This is a genomic window from Chelativorans alearensis, from assembly GCF_010993735.1.
In the GTDB taxonomy this organism is placed as follows: domain Bacteria; phylum Pseudomonadota; class Alphaproteobacteria; order Rhizobiales; family Rhizobiaceae; genus Chelativorans; species Chelativorans alearense.
The window spans coordinates 1-18,732 of sequence record NZ_WQNI01000011.1 but is presented as its reverse complement, the minus strand read 5'-3'; the positions used below and the strand labels follow the sequence as shown (position 1 = coordinate 18,732).

Annotated in this window: 17 protein-coding genes and 1 pseudogene; 6 read left to right on the top strand and 12 right to left on the bottom strand. The window is 66.2% G+C overall.

Going from position 1 to position 18,732, the window contains the following annotated elements:
- Positions 1-6: 6 nt before the first annotated feature.
- Positions 7-546 carry a DUF1697 domain-containing protein gene (locus tag GPJ75_RS17260; protein WP_163269587.1) on the top strand — a complete coding sequence of 180 codons (540 nt, stop codon included), beginning with the start codon at positions 7-9 and terminating at the stop codon, positions 544-546.
- Here GPJ75_RS17260 and rirA read toward each other — a convergent pair.
- The gene (gene rirA, locus GPJ75_RS17255) at positions 543-1,004 is read right to left on the bottom strand and encodes an iron-responsive transcriptional regulator RirA (RefSeq protein WP_163269585.1); all 462 of its coding nucleotides are present in this window, start codon (positions 1,002-1,004) and stop codon (positions 543-545) included. The two genes, GPJ75_RS17260 and rirA, sit on opposite strands and share 4 nt — an antisense overlap.
- 234 nt (positions 1,005-1,238) lie before the next feature.
- On the opposite strand from rirA, the gene GPJ75_RS17250 reads away from it, so the two are divergent.
- A complete protein-coding gene (locus GPJ75_RS17250; RefSeq protein WP_163269583.1) occupies positions 1,239-1,802 on the top strand; it encodes a GNAT family N-acetyltransferase in 564 nt (187 codons plus the stop codon).
- A gap of 170 nt (positions 1,803-1,972) precedes the next feature.
- On the opposite strand, the gene GPJ75_RS17245 is transcribed toward GPJ75_RS17250, so the two are convergent.
- The 10 genes from GPJ75_RS17245 to ehuB form a co-directional block, all read right to left on the bottom strand.
- Positions 1,973-3,343: an aspartate aminotransferase family protein gene (locus tag GPJ75_RS17245; protein ID WP_163269581.1), complete on the bottom strand. Its 1,371-nt coding sequence runs from the start codon at positions 3,341-3,343 to the stop codon at positions 1,973-1,975.
- A 9-nt stretch (positions 3,344-3,352) separates the two neighbouring features.
- Positions 3,353-4,570 carry a M24 family metallopeptidase gene (locus GPJ75_RS17240; protein WP_163269579.1) on the bottom strand — a complete coding sequence of 406 codons (1,218 nt, stop codon included), beginning with the start codon at positions 4,568-4,570 and terminating at the stop codon, positions 3,353-3,355.
- A gap of 12 nt (positions 4,571-4,582) precedes the next feature.
- Positions 4,583-6,067: an NAD-dependent succinate-semialdehyde dehydrogenase gene (locus tag GPJ75_RS17235; protein ID WP_163269578.1), complete on the bottom strand. Its 1,485-nt coding sequence runs from the start codon at positions 6,065-6,067 to the stop codon at positions 4,583-4,585.
- A 232-nt stretch (positions 6,068-6,299) separates the two neighbouring features.
- The gene (locus tag GPJ75_RS17230) at positions 6,300-6,800 is read right to left on the bottom strand and encodes an Lrp/AsnC family transcriptional regulator (protein ID WP_159586365.1); all 501 of its coding nucleotides are present in this window, start codon (positions 6,798-6,800) and stop codon (positions 6,300-6,302) included.
- A gap of 42 nt (positions 6,801-6,842) precedes the next feature.
- Complete coding sequence (locus tag GPJ75_RS17225; protein ID WP_163269577.1) at positions 6,843-7,832, bottom strand: cyclodeaminase; 990 nt, start codon at positions 7,830-7,832, stop codon at positions 6,843-6,845.
- Positions 7,822-8,838 (bottom strand): hydroxyectoine utilization dehydratase EutB, encoded by a 1,017-nt coding sequence (gene eutB, locus GPJ75_RS17220; RefSeq protein WP_163269576.1) that lies wholly within the window; start codon positions 8,836-8,838, stop codon positions 7,822-7,824. The genes GPJ75_RS17225 and eutB overlap by 11 nt, the downstream gene beginning before the upstream one ends.
- Positions 8,838-9,614 carry an ectoine/hydroxyectoine ABC transporter ATP-binding protein EhuA gene (ehuA, locus tag GPJ75_RS17215; protein ID WP_163269575.1) on the bottom strand — a complete coding sequence of 259 codons (777 nt, stop codon included), beginning with the start codon at positions 9,612-9,614 and terminating at the stop codon, positions 8,838-8,840. The genes eutB and ehuA overlap by 1 nt, the downstream gene beginning before the upstream one ends.
- Positions 9,611-10,288, bottom strand: a complete 678-nt coding sequence (gene ehuD, locus GPJ75_RS17210; protein ID WP_163269574.1) for an ectoine/hydroxyectoine ABC transporter permease subunit EhuD — start codon at positions 10,286-10,288, stop codon at positions 9,611-9,613. The genes ehuA and ehuD overlap by 4 nt, the downstream gene beginning before the upstream one ends.
- 3 nt (positions 10,289-10,291) lie before the next feature.
- The gene (ehuC, locus tag GPJ75_RS17205) at positions 10,292-11,014 is read right to left on the bottom strand and encodes an ectoine/hydroxyectoine ABC transporter permease subunit EhuC (protein WP_163269573.1); all 723 of its coding nucleotides are present in this window, start codon (positions 11,012-11,014) and stop codon (positions 10,292-10,294) included.
- Positions 11,015-11,265: 251 nt separating this feature from the next.
- Positions 11,266-12,123 carry an ectoine/hydroxyectoine ABC transporter substrate-binding protein EhuB gene (gene ehuB / locus GPJ75_RS17200; RefSeq protein WP_246249108.1) on the bottom strand — a complete coding sequence of 286 codons (858 nt, stop codon included), beginning with the start codon at positions 12,121-12,123 and terminating at the stop codon, positions 11,266-11,268.
- Positions 12,124-12,348: 225 nt separating this feature from the next.
- Between ehuB and GPJ75_RS17195 the strand changes: the two genes are divergently transcribed.
- The 4 genes from GPJ75_RS17195 (at position 12,349) to GPJ75_RS17180 (ending at position 18,052) form a co-directional block, all read left to right on the top strand.
- Positions 12,349-13,533 carry a M24 family metallopeptidase gene (locus tag GPJ75_RS17195; protein WP_163269572.1) on the top strand — a complete coding sequence of 395 codons (1,185 nt, stop codon included), beginning with the start codon at positions 12,349-12,351 and terminating at the stop codon, positions 13,531-13,533.
- A gap of 75 nt (positions 13,534-13,608) precedes the next feature.
- Complete coding sequence (gene argE / locus GPJ75_RS17190; protein WP_163269571.1) at positions 13,609-14,766, top strand: acetylornithine deacetylase; 1,158 nt, start codon at positions 13,609-13,611, stop codon at positions 14,764-14,766.
- Positions 14,767-14,773: 7 nt separating this feature from the next.
- Positions 14,774-15,472 carry a GntR family transcriptional regulator gene (locus GPJ75_RS17185; RefSeq protein WP_163269570.1) on the top strand — a complete coding sequence of 233 codons (699 nt, stop codon included), beginning with the start codon at positions 14,774-14,776 and terminating at the stop codon, positions 15,470-15,472.
- 99 nt (positions 15,473-15,571) lie between these two features.
- Complete coding sequence (locus GPJ75_RS17180; RefSeq protein WP_163269569.1) at positions 15,572-18,052, top strand: heavy metal translocating P-type ATPase; 2,481 nt, start codon at positions 15,572-15,574, stop codon at positions 18,050-18,052.
- A 201-nt stretch (positions 18,053-18,253) separates the two neighbouring features.
- Here GPJ75_RS17180 and GPJ75_RS17175 read toward each other — a convergent pair.
- A pseudogene (locus GPJ75_RS17175) lies at positions 18,254-18,732 on the bottom strand (hypothetical protein); the annotation flags it as partial.

Genomic DNA, 18,732 nt, shown 5'->3' with positions numbered 1-18,732 from the left:
AACGATATGAGCAAGCAAACTGCCTATATCGTCCTGTTCCGTGGCGTCGGCGGCGCGACTCAGCTTCCGGTGAAGACGCTGCGCGCCGTGCTGTCGGATGCGGGGTTCGCCAATGTGGCGACCTACATCAACAGCGGCAACGCCGTACTGTCCTCACCGATGACGGGAGAGGAGGTGACCGCGAAGGTCGCCGTGCTCGTGCGCGAGAAGATGGATTTCCACAAGAGCGTTCTGGTGGCCGGTCTCGAAGAATGGGAGGAGCTCGTCGCCCAGAACCCTTACCCGCAAGCTGTCGAGGAGCCGACGAAACTGCACGCCTTCCTGATGGAGCGCGCGCCGGAGGCCGAAAGGGTGGCGGCGCTTCAGGAGAAGACGACGGGCACGGAGACCTTCGCCATCCGGGGCAGGGCGCTTTACCTCCACACGCCGGACGGCATGGGCAGATCGCTCTTCGCGCCGAAGATCGAGCCGACCCTGAAGGTGGCGATGACGGCGCGCAACTGGCGTTCGGTGCTGGCGCTGCGGGATATGGCGGCGGCTATTTAACTCGCCGCCACGTGTGCTTGCCGTTCCTCGATGCCGAGCAGGCCGCGCATGTTGGGCCGGGCGTCGACCAGGTCGCGGATGGTATAGGAGGAAAGCACCTCGAAGAAGGCGCCGAGCGCCTTGCGCAGCGCCTCGTTGAGGCCGCAGCCGTCGACCAGCGGGCAGTCCGTGCCGTCGTTTTCGAAGCACTCGGCCATGGTGAAGTTCTCCTCCGTCACGCGCACCACGTCGAACAGCGTGATCTCCTCGGCCGGCTTGGCAAGCCGCACGCCGCCGTTGCGCCCGCGCACGGTCTGCACCAGCCCGTTCTCCACCAGCGGCTGCAGGATCTTGAACAGGAAGAGATCGGAGAGCGTATAGGCCTGCGCGATGTCCGGAATCCGGCTCAGGCGCCCTTCGTTGGCGGCGCAATACATCAGGATGCGGATCGCGTAGTTGGTTTGCCGGGTCAGGCGCATGGAATCCCTTTCGTCACGTGCGAGTTCTTAATATGGCTCATAGTTTAGAATAATTCCAGAGATGAATGACAAAAACATGAGTTTTCTTATCAGGAAAAAGCTCGAAATGCGAGCCATGCAGATCGCGCAATGCGGCAATGCGCGCGGTGCGGCGCCCTTGCACATTCTTGTTGCACTGCACATATTCGCGCCGAGTCGAACGGCTCGGGGAGGAACCCGCGAGGAGTGCGACTTATGGCCCGTATGGCAAGCCAGGAATCAAGACCGCTCGGCGTGGTGCGCCGCCTGAGGCCGTCCGAGCTTATCCTTTTCCGCGATCACCTGATGCGTCTCGACGGCGACAGCCGCCGCGACCGTTTCAATGGCGTCGCCAGCGACGCCTTTCTGGAAGACTATGCCGCGCGCAGCTTCAGCCAGGGCGCGACGGTGGTCGGCTACGTCGAGGACGGGCGCGTTCTGGGGGCGGCGGAGCTGCACGAGCGGCCGGAAAGCGATCCGCCCACGGCCGAGATCGCCTTCAGCGTTGAGAAGGCGCTGCAGCATCGCGGCCTCGGCAGCCAGCTTTTCCAGCGCCTCATCGCCCATGCGCGCGCCCTCGGCTACACGCGGCTGCGCGTCACCACCCACCGGCAAAACGATGCGATGCGGGCCTTGGCGCGCAAGTTCAACGCCCGGATAAGCTTCGAGGAGGGCGAGACGGTGGGGCACATCGACCTCAAACCGGCCTCGCTCAGCGATGCCGAATTGTCGGCGGCCTACCTGCCGGCGCTCGCCGCCGGCGCGCTTCCGGTGCGATAGCGCTTTTCTCCCCCTTGCGGGGGAGGTGCCGAGCGAAGCGAGGCGGAGGTGGGTGGCCGCGCCGCGCGCCGATTTCTGAAATTCGGCTTATTACTACCTCGATATTGAAACTCTGGCACGCGGCCGCGACCACCCCCACTCGACCTCCCGCAAGGGGGAGGGAAAGGGCGCTAAAGCACCGCCTTCACCGCTTTCGCCGCCGCATCCACGACCTTGTCCGCCTCGGCCCGCGTCAGGCACAGCGGCGGGGCGAAGCCGAGGATGTCGCCCTGCGGCATGGCGCGGCCGATGACGCCTTCGGAGAGAAGGGCGGCGGCGACCTGCGGGCCGATCTTTCGCGCTGGATCGAAGAGGCGGCGGCTCTCCCTGTCTTCCACGAATTCGACGGCGCACAGCATGCCTTCGCCGCGCACGTCGCCGACATGGGGGTGGTCGCCGAGCGCGTCCTTCATGGTCTCGACGAGATAGGCACCCGTCTCGCCGGCGTTCTTCACCAGGCCCAGACTATCGACAAGCTGCAGATTGGCGATGCCGGCGGCCGCCCCGATCGGATGGGCGGAATAGGTCCAGCCGTGGCCGATCGGGCCGTTCTCGTCCGTTCCGCGCTCCAGCACTGCCCACATCTTCTTGCCGACGATGGAGCCCGACAGCGGCGCGTAGGCCGAGGTGAGCCCCTTGGCGATGGTGATCAGATCCGGCTCGATGCCGTAGTGGTGCGAGCCGAACATGGAGCCGAGCCGCCCGAAGCCGGTGACGACCTCGTCGGCGATCAGGAGAATATCGTGCTTCCTCAAGACCTTCTGGACCGCCTGCCAATAGCCCGCCGGCGGCGGCACGATGCCGCCGGTGCCCAGCACTGGCTCGCCGATGAAGGCGGCGATGGTGTCCGCGCCCTCGCGCTCGATGAGGGCTTCGAGTTCGGCCACGCAGTAGGCCGTGAAGTCCTCCTCGCTCATGGCGAGGTCGGGGCGGCGGTAATAGTAGGGCGCTTCCGTGTGGAGGACCTGCGCAAGCGGCAGGTCGAACTTCTTGTGGAACAGTTCCAGCCCCGTCAGCGAACCCGTCATCAGGCCGGAGCCGTGATAGCCGCGCCAGCGCGAGATGATCTTCTTCTTCTCCAGCCGGCCGAGGATGTTGTTGTAATACCAGATGAGCTTGACGTTGGTCTCGTTGGCATCCGACCCGCCGAGGCCGAAATAGACCTTGGACATGTTTTCGGGCGCCCGGTCGAGGATCATCTTCGCCAGCGTGATCGAAGCTTCGGTGCCGTGGCCGACATAGGCGTGATAGTAGGCAAGCTCCTTCGCCTGGGCGGCGATGGCCTCGGCGATCTCCGTGCGCCCGTAGCCGACGTTGACGCAGTAGAGCCCGGCGAAGGCGTCGAGCAGGCGCTTGCCGTCACGGTCCTCGATATAGACGCCGCTGCCGCCGGTGACGATGCGGTTCGGGCTTTCCCCCCGCGCGTGCTGGGCAAGGTGCGTGGAGGGATGGAAAAAGGCCTCCCGGTCCCACTGGTCGAGCTGGTCGTTCTTCAAGAGCATGGTCGTCTCCTATCTGATGGTGGGCCCAAGGGGCGTCTTGGTGAGCACTTCCGTCCCGTTCGGCCCGAGCAGCACGGCATTGGAGACGAAGAAGTCGCCCTTGCCGGTTCCCATCAGCCAGGAGAGGATGTGGAAGGTCATGCCCTCGCGGATTTCGAGATCCGAATCGTGCCGCAGGCCGGTGACGCGGTTGCCGCCGGTCCATGACGGCGGGAAGCCGATGCCGACGCAATAGCCGCAATGGTGGCGGCGGTAGTGGGAAAGCCCAGCCTCGTCGACGACGGCCTGCCAGGCCGCATAGACGTCGCGTGCAAGCACGCCGGGGCGCAGCGCGCTGAGCACGGCTTCGAAAGCCTCGCGCGACACCTCCGCCATGCTGGCGTCCTCGTCGCGGATGGAGCCGACATGGACGAGCCGGCCGAGCGGCGAATGATAGCGGCTGATGCAGCCCGACAGTTCGATGAACACCGGCTCGCCGGCCTGGTAGATGCCGTCGCCCCAGGTCGCATGCTCCTCGCCCAGCCTTTTTCCCGGGCGGATGAAGGGGCCGAAGCCGGGCACTTCGCCGCCGGCGCGGATCATCGTGGCATGGCACTCGGCCACGACGTCGCGCTCGCTCGCCCCGTCGCGGATGGCGGCGATGGCCGCCTCGGCCGCGATGTCCGATATGGCGGCGGCCCGGCGCATCAGGTCCTGTTCCAGGGGCGATTTGACGAGCCGCAGGTTGTCGACCAGGCCGGTGACGTCGACCCAGAAGACGTCCGGCAGGCTCTCGCGCAGCGCATGGCCGAAGCCGTAGGAATGGCCCGACGACCAGGTCTCCACGCCGATGCGCATGGCGCCGTCATCCGCCTGCTCCTCGATCTCCTCCACAACCGCCTTCAGCACCGCGCGCGAGCGCTCCTTTGCCGCGAAGGAATCCTTCAGGAAACGCACGGCGAGATCGGCGGCCGTCTCGTTGTCGGCGTGGCCGTGAAAGAGGGCGTTGCGCACCTGCTTCTCGATGGAGACGCGTTCCATCTGCCGCGTGACGAGCACCATGTCGCCCTCGGGCGGCACGATGAGAAGGTGCGGCGCGAAATAGCCCCAGTGGTCGAGGCCGGTGAGATAAAAGATGTTTTCGGGCGTCGAGAGCAGCACCAGGTCGAGGCCGCGCGCCTCCATTGCGCCGCGCACAGCCGCCAGTCTTTGGCCCAGTTCTTCGTCGGTGAAAGGGTTCGCGAACATTGCCGCCGTTCCTCAGTGGGTATCGCCGCAGACATATTTGACGTTGGTGTATTCCTCCATCCCCATGCGCGACCCTTCCCGGCCAAGCCCAGCCTGCTTGATACCGCCGAAGGGGATGGGCGCGCCGGTGATCTTGGTGCGGTTGACCGCCACCATGCCGAATTCGAGCGCGCGCGAAAGCCGGGCGATGCGGCCGGGATCCCGCGTGTGCAGATAAGCGACGAGCCCGGTCTCCGTGTCGTTGGCGCGGGCAAGCACCTCGTCCTCACGGTCGAAGGGCGCGAAGGCGGCGAGGGGGCCGAAGGTCTCCTCGTGGAGGACCAGCGCGTTCTCCGGCACGTCCGCGAGCACCGTCGGGAGGAAGAAATTCTCGCCGGTATCGGCCCTTCTGCCGCCGGCGACAAGCCTTGCGCCCTTCTTGATCGCGTCGGCCACATGTTCCTCCTGCTTCTTCACGGCGCGCCCGTTGATGAGCGGGCCGATGTCCGGGTCGTCCAGGCCCGCCCCCACCGTCAGCGCCCGCACCTTTTCCGCGAAGGCTTCGACGAAAGCCTCGTAGATGGGCCGCTCGATATAAAAGCGGTTGGCGGCCAGGCAGTCCTGGCCGGAGGTGGCGAATTTCGCGGTGATGGCGCTTTCCACCGCGCGTTCGAGGTCGCAGTCCGCGAAGGCGAGGAAGGGCGCGTGGCCGCCCAGCTCCATCACCAGCTTCTTGATTGTGGGTGCCGACTGGCCGTAGAGCAGCCGGCCGATCTCCGTCGAGCCGGTGAAGGAGACGACACGGACATGCCGCGAGGCCGTCATCGCGCCGACGACATCCGCCGCCTTGCCGGTGACGATGTTGAAGACGCCTGCCGGAAAGCCGGCGCGCTCGGCAAGTTCGGCCAGCGCCAGGGCGGAGAATGGGGTTTCGGAGGAGGGGTGGGCGACCACCGTGCAGCCGGCGGCAAGTGCCGCCGCGGCCTTGCGCGTCAGCATGGCGGAGGGAAAATTCCACGGCGTGACGAGCCCCGCAACGCCGGCGGGTTCCCGCGACACCCGCATCTCCGCATCCGGCAGATGCGAGGTGACGCTTTCCACGTTCAGCCGTTTGGCTTCCTCGGCGTAGAACTCGACGAAGGAGGCGGCATAGTCGATCTCGCCGCGCGCCTCGGAGACGGGTTTGCCCTGCTCCAGCACCATGAGATGGGCAAGGTCCTCGCGCGCCTCGAGGATCAGGGCATGCCAGCGCTTCAGAAAGCTGGCGCGCTCCTGCGGTAGGCGTGCGGCCCAGCCGGCGAAGGCCCGATGCGCGGCGGCAATCGCCTCATCCGCCTGCGCCGCGGTGAGCGCCGGCACGCAGCCGACGCGGGCACCGTCCGCCGGGTTCAGGACGTCGATCGCCGCATCGCCGGGAGCGGCGATCCAGCGGCCGTCGGCATAGGCGTATTCGCGGAAAAGGCGCGGGTCCCGCAGGTCCGAAAGGGCGGTCTTTTCAAGGGCGGCAAGGGCAGACATCGGCTCACTCCCTTGTGGTGCGATCCTGACAGATGGTCCCCATCTGTCAGGGCAAATCGCCCCACCAGATTAATAGCTTGTGGCCTGACCCAAACAGATGGGTACCATCTGTTTGGGTCAGGCCACTGGCGGATTCTATTCTTCCCTTGAGATGGGGTTTCCGGCGGCAAATTTTCCATGGGAAACGCCGCCCGCCGCCGATGATTCTTCTGAATTTACGGGCGCTTGCCGATCAATCCTTCTGGCGCCCGGATGCAGGGGCGAGGAGTGAGGAAAGGGGCATGGCCTTCGGCTGTTTCACCGGCTTCGTGACGATATAGGTGAAGTAGCGCACGAGCCCCACGCGCGCCTCCAAGAGCCCATCCACAAGGCGCTGATAGGCATCGATGTCCCGGGCGACGACCTGCAGGATATAGTCGAAGCCGCCGCCGACGGCCCAGCAGCCGACGATCTCGTCGACCTTCTGCACCCAGCGTTCGAAAAGCTGGAAATTCTCCGCCCGGTGCCCCTCCAGTTCGGCGGCCATGAAGACGACGACATGCGGGGCGAGGCGGGCGAGCGCCACGTCCGCATGGTAGCCGGTGATGACCCCCGCCTTCTCCAACCGCTTCAGCCGCTCCCAGCAGGGCGCCGGTGTGAGGTTGACGCGCTCGGCGAGCGCCGCCTTCGAGATGCGGCCTTCCTTTTGCAGGATGGAGAGGATTTTCAGGTCGCGGTCGTCGAGTTTGAGCATCTTGGCGTGGTCCTGCGGTCGGGCGGAGGGTGCCCTTCATTCTCAACTCTCAATAACGCTCCCAGCTCCTACCTTTTTCGCTTCCCCCAGCGCAAACGTCGCAATCGCCGTATCCTGCGCGCCGGTGCCGGTGAGGTCGCAGATCGTCACCTGGTCCTCGCCCGTGCGTCCCTGCCCACCTTGAATGATCTCGCCCAACTCCACCGGCTTCCCGCCCGTCCACAGTCCCGCGGCGATGGCCGAGCGCAACTCGCCCAGCTTCTCGCACTGGCTGGCGCGGTCGGCAACGTAGAGGTCGGCGGCCACAAGCGCCCTCGGGTCGATCTCGTTCTTGCCCTCCTGGTCCGAGCCCATGGCTGTGATGTGGAGCCGCGGGTGCAGCCATTCGGCCTTGAGCACCGGCTCCTCCGCCGGCGTCGTCGTCACGACGAGCTGGCTTTCGGCCACCAGGCGGGCGGGGTCTTCTTCCGCGCGGGCTTCGATGTCGAGCCTGTCGGCGATGTCCTTCGCGCAAGCCGCCGCCTTTTCCGTGTTCCGGCCCCAGACGAGCACGCGCTTGAACGGCCGCACCAGATGCGCCGCCTCGATCTGCAGGCGCGCCTGCACGCCCGTGCCCATCACACCCGCCGTCTCCACCGCCCGCGGCGCCAGATGGCGCGCGGCGACGGCGCCGGCGGCCGCCGTGCGCACGTCGGTGAGATAGCCGTTGTCGAGCAGCAAGGCCTCCACGAGGCCGGTCTTGGCCGAAAACAGGATCATCAGCCCGTTGAGGCTCGGCAGGCCGAGCTTCGGATTGTCGAAGAACCCAGGGCTGACCTTGATGGCGAAGCCGGCAAAACCGGGGATATAGGCCGTCTTCACATCCACCTCGCCATTGGCCTCGGGGATGGCCATCGACAGGATCGGCGGCATGATCACCTTGCCGGTGCCGAGCGCGGCGAAGGCTTCCTCCACCACGTCGACGGCCTTCACGTCGAGGCGGACGGCCTTGCGTAACTCGCTTTCCGTGAGGATGAAGATGTCACGCGGCATAGGGAGAACCTTTGAGAAGATAATCGCCGAGCTTCACATCGCGGCCGTTCACGATGTCGGTGAAGACCGCCATGTCGACATTACGGCCCGTGACGATGGTGGCGACCGGGCCTTTCACCGTGCCGAGCTTGCCCGCCATCAGCGCCGCCGCACCCACCGCGCTCGCCCCCTCGCAGACGATGCGGTCCTCGAAATAATGCGCCTGCATGGCGCGGTAGATCTCTTCCTCGCTCACGAGCACCACGTCGTCGAGATAATCGCGGCAAAGCGCGAAGGTCTGGCGGTTGTCATGCCCGATGCCGCCGCCGAGCGAATCGGCCAGGCTCTCCACCTCCGTCACCTCCACCGGCCGGCCGGCCTGAAGTGCTGCGTGCATGGCCGCACCCCGCTCCATGGTGATGCCGACGACGCGGATCGACGGCTTCATGCGCTTCAGCGCAAAGCCGATGCCGCCGGCAAGCCCGCCGCCGGACAGCGGTATGAGGACCGTTTCAAGGTCCGGCCGCTGCTCCACCAGTTCCAGCCCGATGGTGCCCTGGCCGGCGATGACGGGCAGCGCGTCGAACGGCGCGATCTCCGTCAGGCCTTCGTCCCGCACCAGCCTGTCGCTTTCCGCCTGCGCGTCGTCCTGGCTTCTGCCGGCGATGCGCACCTCGGCGCCGAGCGCGCGGATGCCGTCGACCTTGGACCGCGGCACCAGCGTGGACATGCAGATGACGGCGCGCAGACCCCGCCTTGCCGCCGCATACGCCACCCCGCGCCCGTGATTGCCGGTGGAACAGCACGTCACACCCGCCGTCTCCGGCGGCAGCAGTGCTATGGCATTCGCCGCCCCGCGCAGCTTGAAGGCGCCGGTCGCCTGAACGGTCTCCAACTTCAAGAGCACGTCGCTGCCGGCAATCGCGCTCAGGTGCGGGGAGGGGACGAGCGGTGTATCGAGGGTGGCGACATCCTTGATCCTCCGGCGCGCGGCCAGAACGTCTGCCAGCGACAGTGCGTCCTGCATCAGCCGGCCTCCAGGACCGCGCTCAGGAACTGTCGCGTACGCTCCTCTTCGGGGTTGCTGAATATCTTGTCGGGCTTGCCCTGCTCGGCGATCTTGCCGCCGTAGAAGAAGCACACCCGGTCGGCGAACTCCTTGGCGAAGCCCATCTGGTGCGTGACCATGAGCATGGTCAGGTTGTGCTCCGTGCCGAGCCTGCGGATGACGTTCAGCACCTCGCCGACCAGCTCGGGGTCGAGCGCCGAGGTCACCTCGTCGAACAGCATCACCTTGGGCCGCATGGCCAGCGCCCGGGCGATCGCCACGCGCTGCTGCTGGCCGCCGGAAAGCTGGCTCGGATACTGGTCCTTCTTGTCGCCCAGGCCCACCATGTCGAGCAGTTCAGCCGCCCGCTCAGTGGCCTCCTTCTTCGAAAGGCCCAGCACGTGGATCGGCGCTTCCATGCAGTTCTTCATCGCCGACATGTGCGGAAACAGGTTGAAGTGCTGGAACACCATGCCGATGTTGCCGCGCACCCGGCGCAGATAGCGCTCGTCGGCGGGCACCAGCGAGCCGTTCTTCTGCATATGCGTCAGCGGCTCCCCGTCGACGTAGATGACGCCGTCGTTGATGCGCTCCAGTGTCATCAGCATGCGAAGGACGGTGGTCTTGCCGGAGCCGGACGGGCCGATGATGGCGACCTTCTCGTTGGGCGCGATCTCCAGATCGAGCGAATCGAGCACCGTCAGCGCGCCGTAGCTTTTGGTCACATTGTCGAACTTGACCATGGGTGTCGTCATCGTGCGCCTCCGGGGTTGCGCAGGGTACGGTTGAGATAGGCCTCGAGCTGGCGGATGAAGGCCGCCGCCACCAGGCTCATGACCAGGAAGAAGCCGCCGACCAGCGTGATGGGCTCGACATAGCGGAAGCTCTGGGAGCCCAATATCTTCGCCGTCTGCATGAGTTCGAGGACGGCGATGGCCGAAAGAAGCGGCGTTTCCTTGAACAGCGCCACCAGATAGTTGCCGAGTGCCGGCACCACGGGCGGGATCGCCTGCGGGATGATGATGTCGCGGAAGGTGATGTAGGGGCTCAGATTGAGCGCCGTGGAGGCTTCCCACTGGCCCTTCGGCACGTTCTCCAGCCCGGCGCGGTAGACTTCCGAGCAATAGGAGCCGTAGTGCAGGCCGAGCGCGATGACGCCGGCCGCCATGGCCGGCAGCACGATGCCGAATTCAGGGAAGACGAAGAAGATGAAGAAGATCTGGATGAGAACCGGCGTCGAGCGGATGAACTCGACGAAGCCGGCGGCCGTCACCGAGATCCACCCTGTCTTCGACATGCGCAGGATGGCGAGCACCAGCCCCAGTACGGCCGCGAGAAGGAAGCCTAGGAGGGTGGCCTGGATGGTGACGACCGAAGCCCTCAAAAGCGTCGGCGTGATCTCCCAGACATAGTTCCAGTCCCAGAACATGGTCTACCTCCCCCGTGCGATGCCGCGTGCGGCGAAGGTTTCGAGCGTGCGCATGCCGACGGTGATCAGCACCGAAAGGGCCAGATACACGACGAGCACGATGGTGAAGATCTCGACCGTGCGGAAGGTGGTCTGGTTCATCTGCTGCGCCTTGAAGGTCAGATCCGAGATCGTGATCAGCGAGACCAGCGCTGTCGCTTTCAAGAGTTCGATGAACAGATTGCCCCACGGCGGGATCATGGCGACGAAGGCTTGCGGCAGGATGATGCGCCTGAGCGCCAGGGCCCGCGGCATGTTGAGCGCCACGGAAGCCTCCCACTGGCCGCGCGCCACCGCGTTCACCGCCCCGCGCACCACTTCTGCGCCGTAAGCGCCGACATTGAGGCCCAGCGCGGTGATGGCGACGGCCATCGGATCGAGGTTGACGCCGAAATGCGGCAGCACGAAAAACAGCCAGAAAAGCTGCACCAGCGCTGAGGTTCCGCGGAACACCTCGATATAGGCGACTGCCAGCCAGCGTAGCGGCAGCGGCCCGTACATCTTGGCCATGGCGGCGATCAGTGCCATGACGACGGCGAGAAGGCTGCCGCCGATCGTGATCTGAATGGTGATCGCGGCACCTTGCAGAAGGCCTGGAATGAATTCGCGGAAACCGGCGAAGCTCGAGACCGCCAACCCTGCGGTGAAGAAGACGATCGCACAAACCGCGAGCGGACGAAGCTGCATCGCGAGAACCCCTCAACCCCCACTACAGCGCCGTGCGTCCCTTAGGACGCACAAAGGACGCTGTAAGTTATTGAATTTGTGCATCGTGCTTTCCGAAAACCGATACGGTTTTCGGGCCGATGCACTGGCGGAAGCGTATATAGCCCCCGCCGTCCGGCCCCGTATTTCACCCTCCGCGGGAGCCTTATGCGGATATGCCTGCCGACGCGCCGCCCGCAAGGAGGCGCGCCGGTCCCTGGGCTGGAGGCGCGTCATTCGCCGGCGCAGAGTTCCTCGGTGGTCTTGTTCGGCAGATAGCCTTCGCCGAAGCCGAACTGGGAGACGAGCTCGATATGCTCCTCGGTGCCGATGAACTCCTTCAAGTGCTTGTTGAACTCCTCGTAGAGGGCCGTGTCCTCGGGCCGGAAGGCGAAGCCGCCATGGCCCTTCACCGATTCCCCGGCCACCTCGCCGAAGGGTTCGGTCGATTCCACACCCTCGTTGTTGTCGGCCATGCGGGCGATCGAGTTGGCGGTAAGCGCTGCCGCGTCGGCGCGTCCGGCACGGACGGCGCTGACGAGGCTCGACTGATCCGGCAGGATGACGAGCTGATCCTGCGGGACACCCGCCTTTTCCGCATAATCGGCTTCGACGGCGCCGGCCATCACGGCGAGCGTCAGGTCGCCGTTTTCGGCGATGGTGCCGTAGTCGGCGATGTTCTTCGGGTTGCCGTCGGGCACCAGGAAGGCTTGGCCGATGCCGTAGGAAGGCTCGGAGAACTGTACCTGCTGGCAGCGCTCGGGGGTGATGAACATGCCGGCAGCGATCATGTCGAAGCGCCCCGCCTTGAGGCCGGGGATGAGCGAGCCGAATTCGGTCAGCACGCCGTCCACCTCGTTGATGCCCATCTTGGCCAGAATGGCCTTGGCCACTTCCGGCGCCTCGCCGGTCAATTTGCCGTCCGGCGTGGCAAATCCATAGGGGGCTTCATTGGCGAATCCGACGCGGATATAGCCGGACTCCTGCGCCTGCTGCAGCGCGTCCTGCGCGACTGCCGTGGTGGCGGCGGTGCCGAGTACGGCGGCGACGGCCCCCAGCGCCACCATTCCTTTCAGAACCGAGCGTCTCATGATCTTTCCCCTTGTTTTTCGTGAAAAATGAAATTGCTGGCGGGATGTGCCTGATGTATACATCATCACGCGGATCGAGGGGTTGTCAACGGCCTTCGGTCAGGCTTCAGGTCTCACGAGAGTTCCCGAACATTTCATACAGCAACATTTGTGCACAACTCGGCCGCGGTCGCGGGTGTGGCGCTTCCAGGAGCGCCGCGAGAATGGCACGGTTCCGGAGGTAGCATGCCCGCATCCCACTTGCCCTTCAGCATCCAGGAATACGCGAACCGGCTGGACAAGACCCGCCGGGCGATGGAAGCGAAAGGGATCGATATCCTGTTCGTCGAGGACCCCTCCAACATGGCGTGGCTCACCGGCTACGACGGCTGGTCCTTCTATGTCCATCAGGGTGTCCTGGTCTTCAAGGATGACGACCCCATCTGGTGGGGCCGCTCCATGGACGGCAACGGCGCCGTACGCACCTGCTACATGTCCGACGAGCGGGTGCTGCGCTACCCCGACCACTACGTGCAGGCCAACACGCTGCACCCCATGCAGCATCTGGCCGAGGTCATCCGCGCCCATGGCTACGCCAACAAGCGCATCGGCGTGGAATTGGAGAACTACTATTTCTCGGCCAAGGCCTACCTGGTGCTGCACGAGGAGTTGCCGGACGCCAAGTTCGTGGATGCCACCGGGCTGGTCAACTGGCAGCGCGCGGTGAAGTCGGACGAGGAGCTGGTCTTCATGCGGCGCGCCGCCCGCATCTCGGAAAAGATGATCGACGGTATCGTCGAGCGCATCGAGCCGGGCATGAAGAAGAACGACCTGGTGGCCGAGATCTACGGCGACGCCATCCGCGGCGTCGACGACGACTGGGGCGAGTACCCGGCCATCGTGCCGCTCCTGCCCACGGGCTCCGACGCCGCCGCCCCGCATCTGACATGGGACGGACGGCGTTTCGAGCAGGGCCACGCGACCTTCTTCGAGATCGCCGGCTGCTATCGCCGCTATCACACGCCCTTCTGCCGCACGGTCTTCCTCGGCACGCCGCCGCAATACATGCTCGACGCGGAGAAAGCGCTGGCCGCCGGCATCGAGGCCGGGCTGGAAATGGCGCGGGCCGGAAACCGGGCAGGGCAGGTGGCCGAGGCCCTCTACGGCGAACTGGAAAAAGCCGGCATCGGGCGCGACGGGCGCTGCGGCTATTCCATCGGCATCTCCTACCCGCCCGACTGGGGCGAGCGCACCATCTCCTTCCGCCGCGAGGACGAGACAATCCTCGAGGCGGGCATGACCTTCCACTTCATGCCTGGCCTGTGGATGGCCGACTGGGGGCTTGAGATCACCGAGAGCATCCTGATCAAGGAAGACGGGCCGGCCGAGGCGTTGTGCAAGCGGCCGCGGGAACTGATTGTGAAGGATTGAGGTATCCTTTGGTTGGACGCGCCGGCCCCCTCTCTCGCGCCGACCAGCCGGACATCACGAACATCAAGACAGCCCATGCCCGACATCGCACACACAAAGCAAATCCTCGCCGACCTCCTGGCCTTCCCGACGGTCTCCGCCGACAGCAACCTTCAGCTCATCGCCTACGCGGCAGAAATCCTGAGCGATGCCGGCGCCCGTATTTCCATGCACCATGACGAGACGGGCGCCAAGGCCAACCTCTTCGCCACGCTCGGGCCCGAAGGCGACGGCGGCATCGTGCTGTCTGGCCATACCGATGTCGTCCCCGTCGACGGGCAGGAATGGACCGGCGACCCGTTTACCCTGCGCGAGGTGGACGGCCGGCTCTACGGCCGTGGCACCTGCGACATGAAGGGGTTCATCGCCTGCTGCCTCGCCATGGTGCCGGTCTTCGCCCAAAAGCCCCTGAAGCGGCCGCTGCACTTCGCCTTCACCTATGACGAGGAGGTGGGTTGCTTCGGCGCCCGCGCCCTGATGGAGGAACTAAAGCGCGCCGCAATCCGCCCCGCCGCGGCCATCATCGGCGAGCCGACCTCAATGCGCATCATCGAAGGGCACAAGGGCTGCTACGAATACACGACCGAGTTCCGCGGGCTCGAGGGGCATGGTTCCGATCCGGACCGCGGCGTCAACGCCGTCGAGTATGCGGTGCGCTATGTCTCGCGCCTGATGGCGCTCGCCGAGGAGCTGAAGGCGCGGGCGCCGGCGGAAAGCCGCTTTCAGCCGCCCTGGACGACGCTGCAGGTGGGTCTTATGCAGGGCGGCGCGGCGCGCAACGTGATTCCCGGCCATTGCAGGGTGGAGTGGGAAATGCGGCCGGTGCAGGAGGGGGACGCGGGGTTCGTGAAGGACGATATAAAGGCCTATATCGACCAGGTTCTGCGCCCGGCGATGAAGATCGTCTCCGAGGAGGCCGACATCGTCACCCATGTGGTGGGCGAGGTGGAGGGGCTGGAGCCGGTCGCCCAGTCGGAGGCACGGCGCATCGTCTCCGAACTGACGGGCCTGACGGAGGCGGAAGTGGTGGCTTTCGGCACCGAGGCCGGCCTGTTCCAGAGCGCCGGCATTTCCGCCGTCATCTGCGGCCCGGGCTCGATCGAAGAGGCGCACAAGCCGGACGAGTTCGTGTCCGTCGAGCAGCTTGCCGCCTGCCTCGGCATGCTGGAGCGGCTGCGGCCCAGGCTGGCGTGAGGGAGCGATGAGCAGAGGCGGCGAGGCGCGTGCCCGTTTCGAGCGCATCTACCGGACGCTGCGCCAGCGTATCTGCCTGCTCGATTATCCCCCTGGCCGCCGCCTGCGCGAGGAGGATCTGGCGGAGGAGTTCAAGACCAGCCGCACGCCTATCCGCCGCGTCCTGGCGCGGCTGGAGGACGAGGGGCTCCTGCGCTCCGTCCATGGCGTCGGCACCATCGTCACCGATATCCATATCGATGACCTGCAGCAGGTCTACCAGCTCCGCGTGGAACTCGCCGAGCTCGTCGGCAAGCTGTCGCCGGTGCTGCCGGACCGCCGGAAGCTGGAGGAGTTCCACCAGCTCATGGTGCGTGGCGAGGCATTGGTCGCCCGGCCCGACGCGCGCGAGTTCGCCCGCCTCAACATGGAATTCTTCCATCTCCTGATGGAGCTGACGGCCAACGAGCCGCTGCGCGAGATTTCCGAGCGGCTCTACTATCAGACGACCCGCAACTGGCTGAAGACCGCCTCGCGGCTTACCCAGTACCGGGAAATGCTGATGAACGAGATCCGCTTCTTCCAGCGCGAGATGGCCGACACGTTGGCGGCCATCGAGATTGGCGACCTCAAGGTCGTCGGCCACATCCGGCGCTCCCACGTGGCCATGAGCTTCGCCCGGCTCTATGCTGAAGCCCATCCTGCCCTCCAGGAGGGGGAACGCTAGGCCCGGCGGACCGTTTTGCCGCCAAGGTCGTTTGCAGGCTTGACCTTCCAGTAACTGGAAGCCCTATCTGAGCGGCTCGATGCGATTCCGGAGAGCCCAATGGAACAAAAAGCACACGACACCGCACTTGCCCACCAGACGGGGGCCGACCAGGTCGTCCGCGACCCGGTCTGCGGCATGACGGTCGATCCGTCGAAGGGCAAGCCCAGCCTGGAGCATGCCGGACACACCTACCATTTCTGCAGCGAATCCTGCCGCAACCGTTTTGCCGCCGATCCCGAGGCCTACCTGACGGCAAAGGATCCGGTGTGCGGCATGGATGTGGAGCGCGCGACGGCGCGCCATTTCCACCGCCACGAGGGCGAGGGCTATTACTTCTGTTCGGCCGGCTGCGCGGAGAAATTCACCGCCGAGCCAAAGCGCTATCTGGGCGACAGGCCGGCGCCGGAGCCGATGCCCAAGGGCACGAAATACACCTGCCCGATGCACCCGGAAATCGTCACCGATGCGCCGGGAAGCTGCCCCATCTGCGGCATGGCGCTGGAGCCCATGGGCGTGCCCACCGGCGAGGAGGGCCCCAATCCGGAACTGATCGACTTCACCCGCCGTCTTTGGGTCAGTGCCATCCTGACGGTGCCGCTGGTGGTCATCGCCATGGGGCCGATGGTGGGCTTGCCCGCGCGGCAATGGATCGGCGAGCCGGCGGCCGGCTGGCTCGAGCTCCTGCTGGCGACGCCGGTGGTGTTGTGGGCGGCCGCACCCTTCTTCCACCGCGGCTGGCAGTCGATCGTCAACCGCAGCCCCAATATGTGGACGCTGATCGCCATCGGCGTCGGCGCCGCCTATGGCTACAGCGTCATAGCAACGCTTTTCCCGGGAGTCTTCCCGCACTCCTTCCGCACGCATGAAGGCACCGTGCCCGTCTATTTCGAGGCCGCGGCGGTGATCGTCACGCTCATCTTCGTTGGCCAGGTGCTGGAATTGAAGGCGCGTGAACGCACGGGCTCGGCCATCCGCGCGCTCCTCGACCTGTCGCCCAAGACCGCCCGGCTGATCGGCGCCGACGGCAAGGAGACGGACGTGCCGCTCGATCAGGTGCAGGTGGGCGACCTCCTGCGCGTGCGGCCGGGCGATGCCGTGCCGGTCGATGGCGTGGTGGAAGAGGGTCGCTCCTCGCTCGACGAATCCATGATCTCCGGTGAGCCCCTCCCGGTGGAGAAAGAAGCGGGCGACAATCTCACCGGCGGCACGCTCAACAAGAACGGCACGCTGGTCATGCGTGCCGAGCGGGTGGGCAGCGAGACCATGCTTTCGAAGATCGTCGAGATGGTCGCCGCCGCCCAGCGCTCGCGCGCGCCGATCCAGGGGCTGGCCGACCGGGTCTCCGCCTGGTTCGTGCCGACGGTGGTGCTGGTCGCCATCCTTGCCTTCATCGTCTGGGCGATCTTCGGGCCGCAGCCGAGCATGATCTTCGCCATCGTCTCGGCCGTCTCCGTGCTCATCATCGCCTGCCCCTGCGCCTTGGGGCTGGCCACGCCCATGTCGATCATGACGGCGACGGGCCGCGGTGCCCAGGGCGGCGTCTTGATCCGCGACGCCGAGGCACTGGAGCGTTTCGCCCGCGTCGACACCCTTGTCGTCGACAAGACCGGCACGCTGACCGTCGGCAGGCCGAAGCTGACCGATGTGGTGGCGGCTGACGGCATCGAGCGTGGCGAGCTTCTGTCCCTGGCAGCCAGCCTGGAGCGCGGTTCGGAGCATCCGCTTGCCGAAGCCATCGTCGAGGGTGCGGAAGCCGAGGGCGCCACGCTTGCAAATGCCGTCGACTTCGAGGCAGTCACCGGCAAGGGCGTGTCGGGCATGGTGTCCGGCAAGCGCGTGGCGCTCGGCAACGCGGCCATGATGAAGGAGCTCGGCCTCGATCTCGGGCCGCTCGCCGGTCAGGCCGGGAGCCTGCAGGCCGAGGGCAAGACGGCCATGTTCGTCGCCCTCGACGGCAAGGCGGCCGGTATCCTCGCCGTCGCCGACCCGATCAAGGAGACGACGGTCGGGGCCATCCGCGCCCTGCACGATCTGGGGCTCACCATCATCATGGCGACCGGCGACAACGAGCGCACCGCCCGCGCCGTAGCCGAAAAGCTCGGCATCGACGATGTGCGCGCCGACGTCCTGCCGGAAGACAAGAAGGCCCTTGTCGACGAGCTCCACGCGCGCGGCGCCAAGGTTGCCATGGCCGGCGACGGCGTCAACGACGCGCCGGCGCTCGCCGCCGCGGAAGTCGGCATCGCCATGGGCACCGGCGCCGACGTTGCCATGGAAAGCGCCGGCATCACGCTGGTGAAGGGGGACCTGACGGGCATCGTCAGGGCGCGCAAGCTCGCCCGTGCGACGATCCGCAATATCAAGCAGAACCTCTTCTTCGCCTTCGTCTACAACGCCGCCGGCGTGCCCATCGCCGCCGGCATCCTCTACCCGGTCTTCGGCACGCTCTTGTCGCCGATGATCGCGGCGGCGGCGATGAGCCTGTCCTCGGTCTCCGTCATCGGCAACGCACTGAGGCTGAGACGCCTGCGCCTTTAGGCCTCGACGCGCGTCACCCCGGAAGCCGGAGCCCGCAAGGGCTGCGGCTGTCCCGGACCCATTCTCGCCTCGCTGAAGCTCCGGCGAAGCGGGCCGGAACGTGGATAAGTCACGGAATGGGTCCCGGACAAGCCTTCGGCTGTCCGGGATGACGGCGCTTATGTTAGCGCATATGGGATCAAGTCCGGGGTCGCTGGCCTGTCATGAGGTATCGGGGCTCTCCAGCGCGTAGAGGGCCAGCGAATGGGCATGCGCCAGGATCTCGTCGACCTCGCGGATGTTGCGGGGGGCTTTTTGTCCTCGCGCGCCCGCGGCGTCGCGCCAGGCGGACGGGTCGAAGCGAGACAGCCGGCCGCCGGGCGGGCGGCCGCCGCGCAGCGGTGCGGTGCGGCGCGTAAGCCCCAGATCGCGGCGCGCCTTCCAGCGGGCAAAGCGCATGGCTTGTCCCGGCAGATCGTCAAGGGCAGCAAGCAGTGCCGCAAGGCGCTGGCCAAGACGCGCGGCGCTGACGGGATCATCGCGCGAGGGCGGCTGCGGGAGGGGAGACGGCTCGATGAGGCCGGGAAACAGGATGCGCGGGACGGCGCGCGCGGGCCCATGGCGGCGGTCCTGCGTCGGGGTATGCGGCAGCGGGTCGAAGAGCGGCAGGCTCACGCTTCGCGGACGGGCGGGCACGGCGG

What these genes read in the sequence shown, in the direction of transcription:
- ehuC (WP_163269573.1), bottom strand. Translation starts at nt 11,014, where the DNA reads ATGCAGCTTCGTCCGCTCGCGGTTTGTGCGATCGTCTTCTTCACCGCA.
- rirA (WP_163269585.1), bottom strand. Translation starts at nt 1,004, where the DNA reads ATGCGCCTGACCCGGCAAACCAACTACGCGATCCGCATCCTGATGTAT.
- GPJ75_RS17250 (WP_163269583.1), top strand. Translation starts at nt 1,239, where the DNA reads ATGGCCCGTATGGCAAGCCAGGAATCAAGACCGCTCGGCGTGGTGCGC.
- GPJ75_RS17240 (WP_163269579.1), bottom strand. Translation starts at nt 4,570, where the DNA reads ATGTTCGCGAACCCTTTCACCGACGAAGAACTGGGCCAAAGACTGGCG.
- GPJ75_RS17260 (WP_163269587.1), top strand. Translation starts at nt 7, where the DNA reads ATGAGCAAGCAAACTGCCTATATCGTCCTGTTCCGTGGCGTCGGCGGC.
- GPJ75_RS17180 (WP_163269569.1), top strand. Translation starts at nt 15,572, where the DNA reads ATGGAACAAAAAGCACACGACACCGCACTTGCCCACCAGACGGGGGCC.
- ehuD (WP_163269574.1), bottom strand. Translation starts at nt 10,288, where the DNA reads ATGTTCTGGGACTGGAACTATGTCTGGGAGATCACGCCGACGCTTTTG.
- GPJ75_RS17245 (WP_163269581.1), bottom strand. Translation starts at nt 3,343, where the DNA reads ATGCTCTTGAAGAACGACCAGCTCGACCAGTGGGACCGGGAGGCCTTT.
- GPJ75_RS17195 (WP_163269572.1), top strand. Translation starts at nt 12,349, where the DNA reads ATGCCCGCATCCCACTTGCCCTTCAGCATCCAGGAATACGCGAACCGG.
- GPJ75_RS17235 (WP_163269578.1), bottom strand. Translation starts at nt 6,067, where the DNA reads ATGTCTGCCCTTGCCGCCCTTGAAAAGACCGCCCTTTCGGACCTGCGG.
- ehuA (WP_163269575.1), bottom strand. Translation starts at nt 9,614, where the DNA reads ATGACGACACCCATGGTCAAGTTCGACAATGTGACCAAAAGCTACGGC.
- argE (WP_163269571.1), top strand. Translation starts at nt 13,609, where the DNA reads ATGCCCGACATCGCACACACAAAGCAAATCCTCGCCGACCTCCTGGCC.
- GPJ75_RS17230 (WP_159586365.1), bottom strand. Translation starts at nt 6,800, where the DNA reads ATGCTCAAACTCGACGACCGCGACCTGAAAATCCTCTCCATCCTGCAA.
- GPJ75_RS17185 (WP_163269570.1), top strand. Translation starts at nt 14,774, where the DNA reads ATGAGCAGAGGCGGCGAGGCGCGTGCCCGTTTCGAGCGCATCTACCGG.
- ehuB (WP_246249108.1), bottom strand. Translation starts at nt 12,123, where the DNA reads ATGAGACGCTCGGTTCTGAAAGGAATGGTGGCGCTGGGGGCCGTCGCC.
- eutB (WP_163269576.1), bottom strand. Translation starts at nt 8,838, where the DNA reads ATGCAGGACGCACTGTCGCTGGCAGACGTTCTGGCCGCGCGCCGGAGG.
- GPJ75_RS17225 (WP_163269577.1), bottom strand. Translation starts at nt 7,832, where the DNA reads ATGCCGCGTGACATCTTCATCCTCACGGAAAGCGAGTTACGCAAGGCC.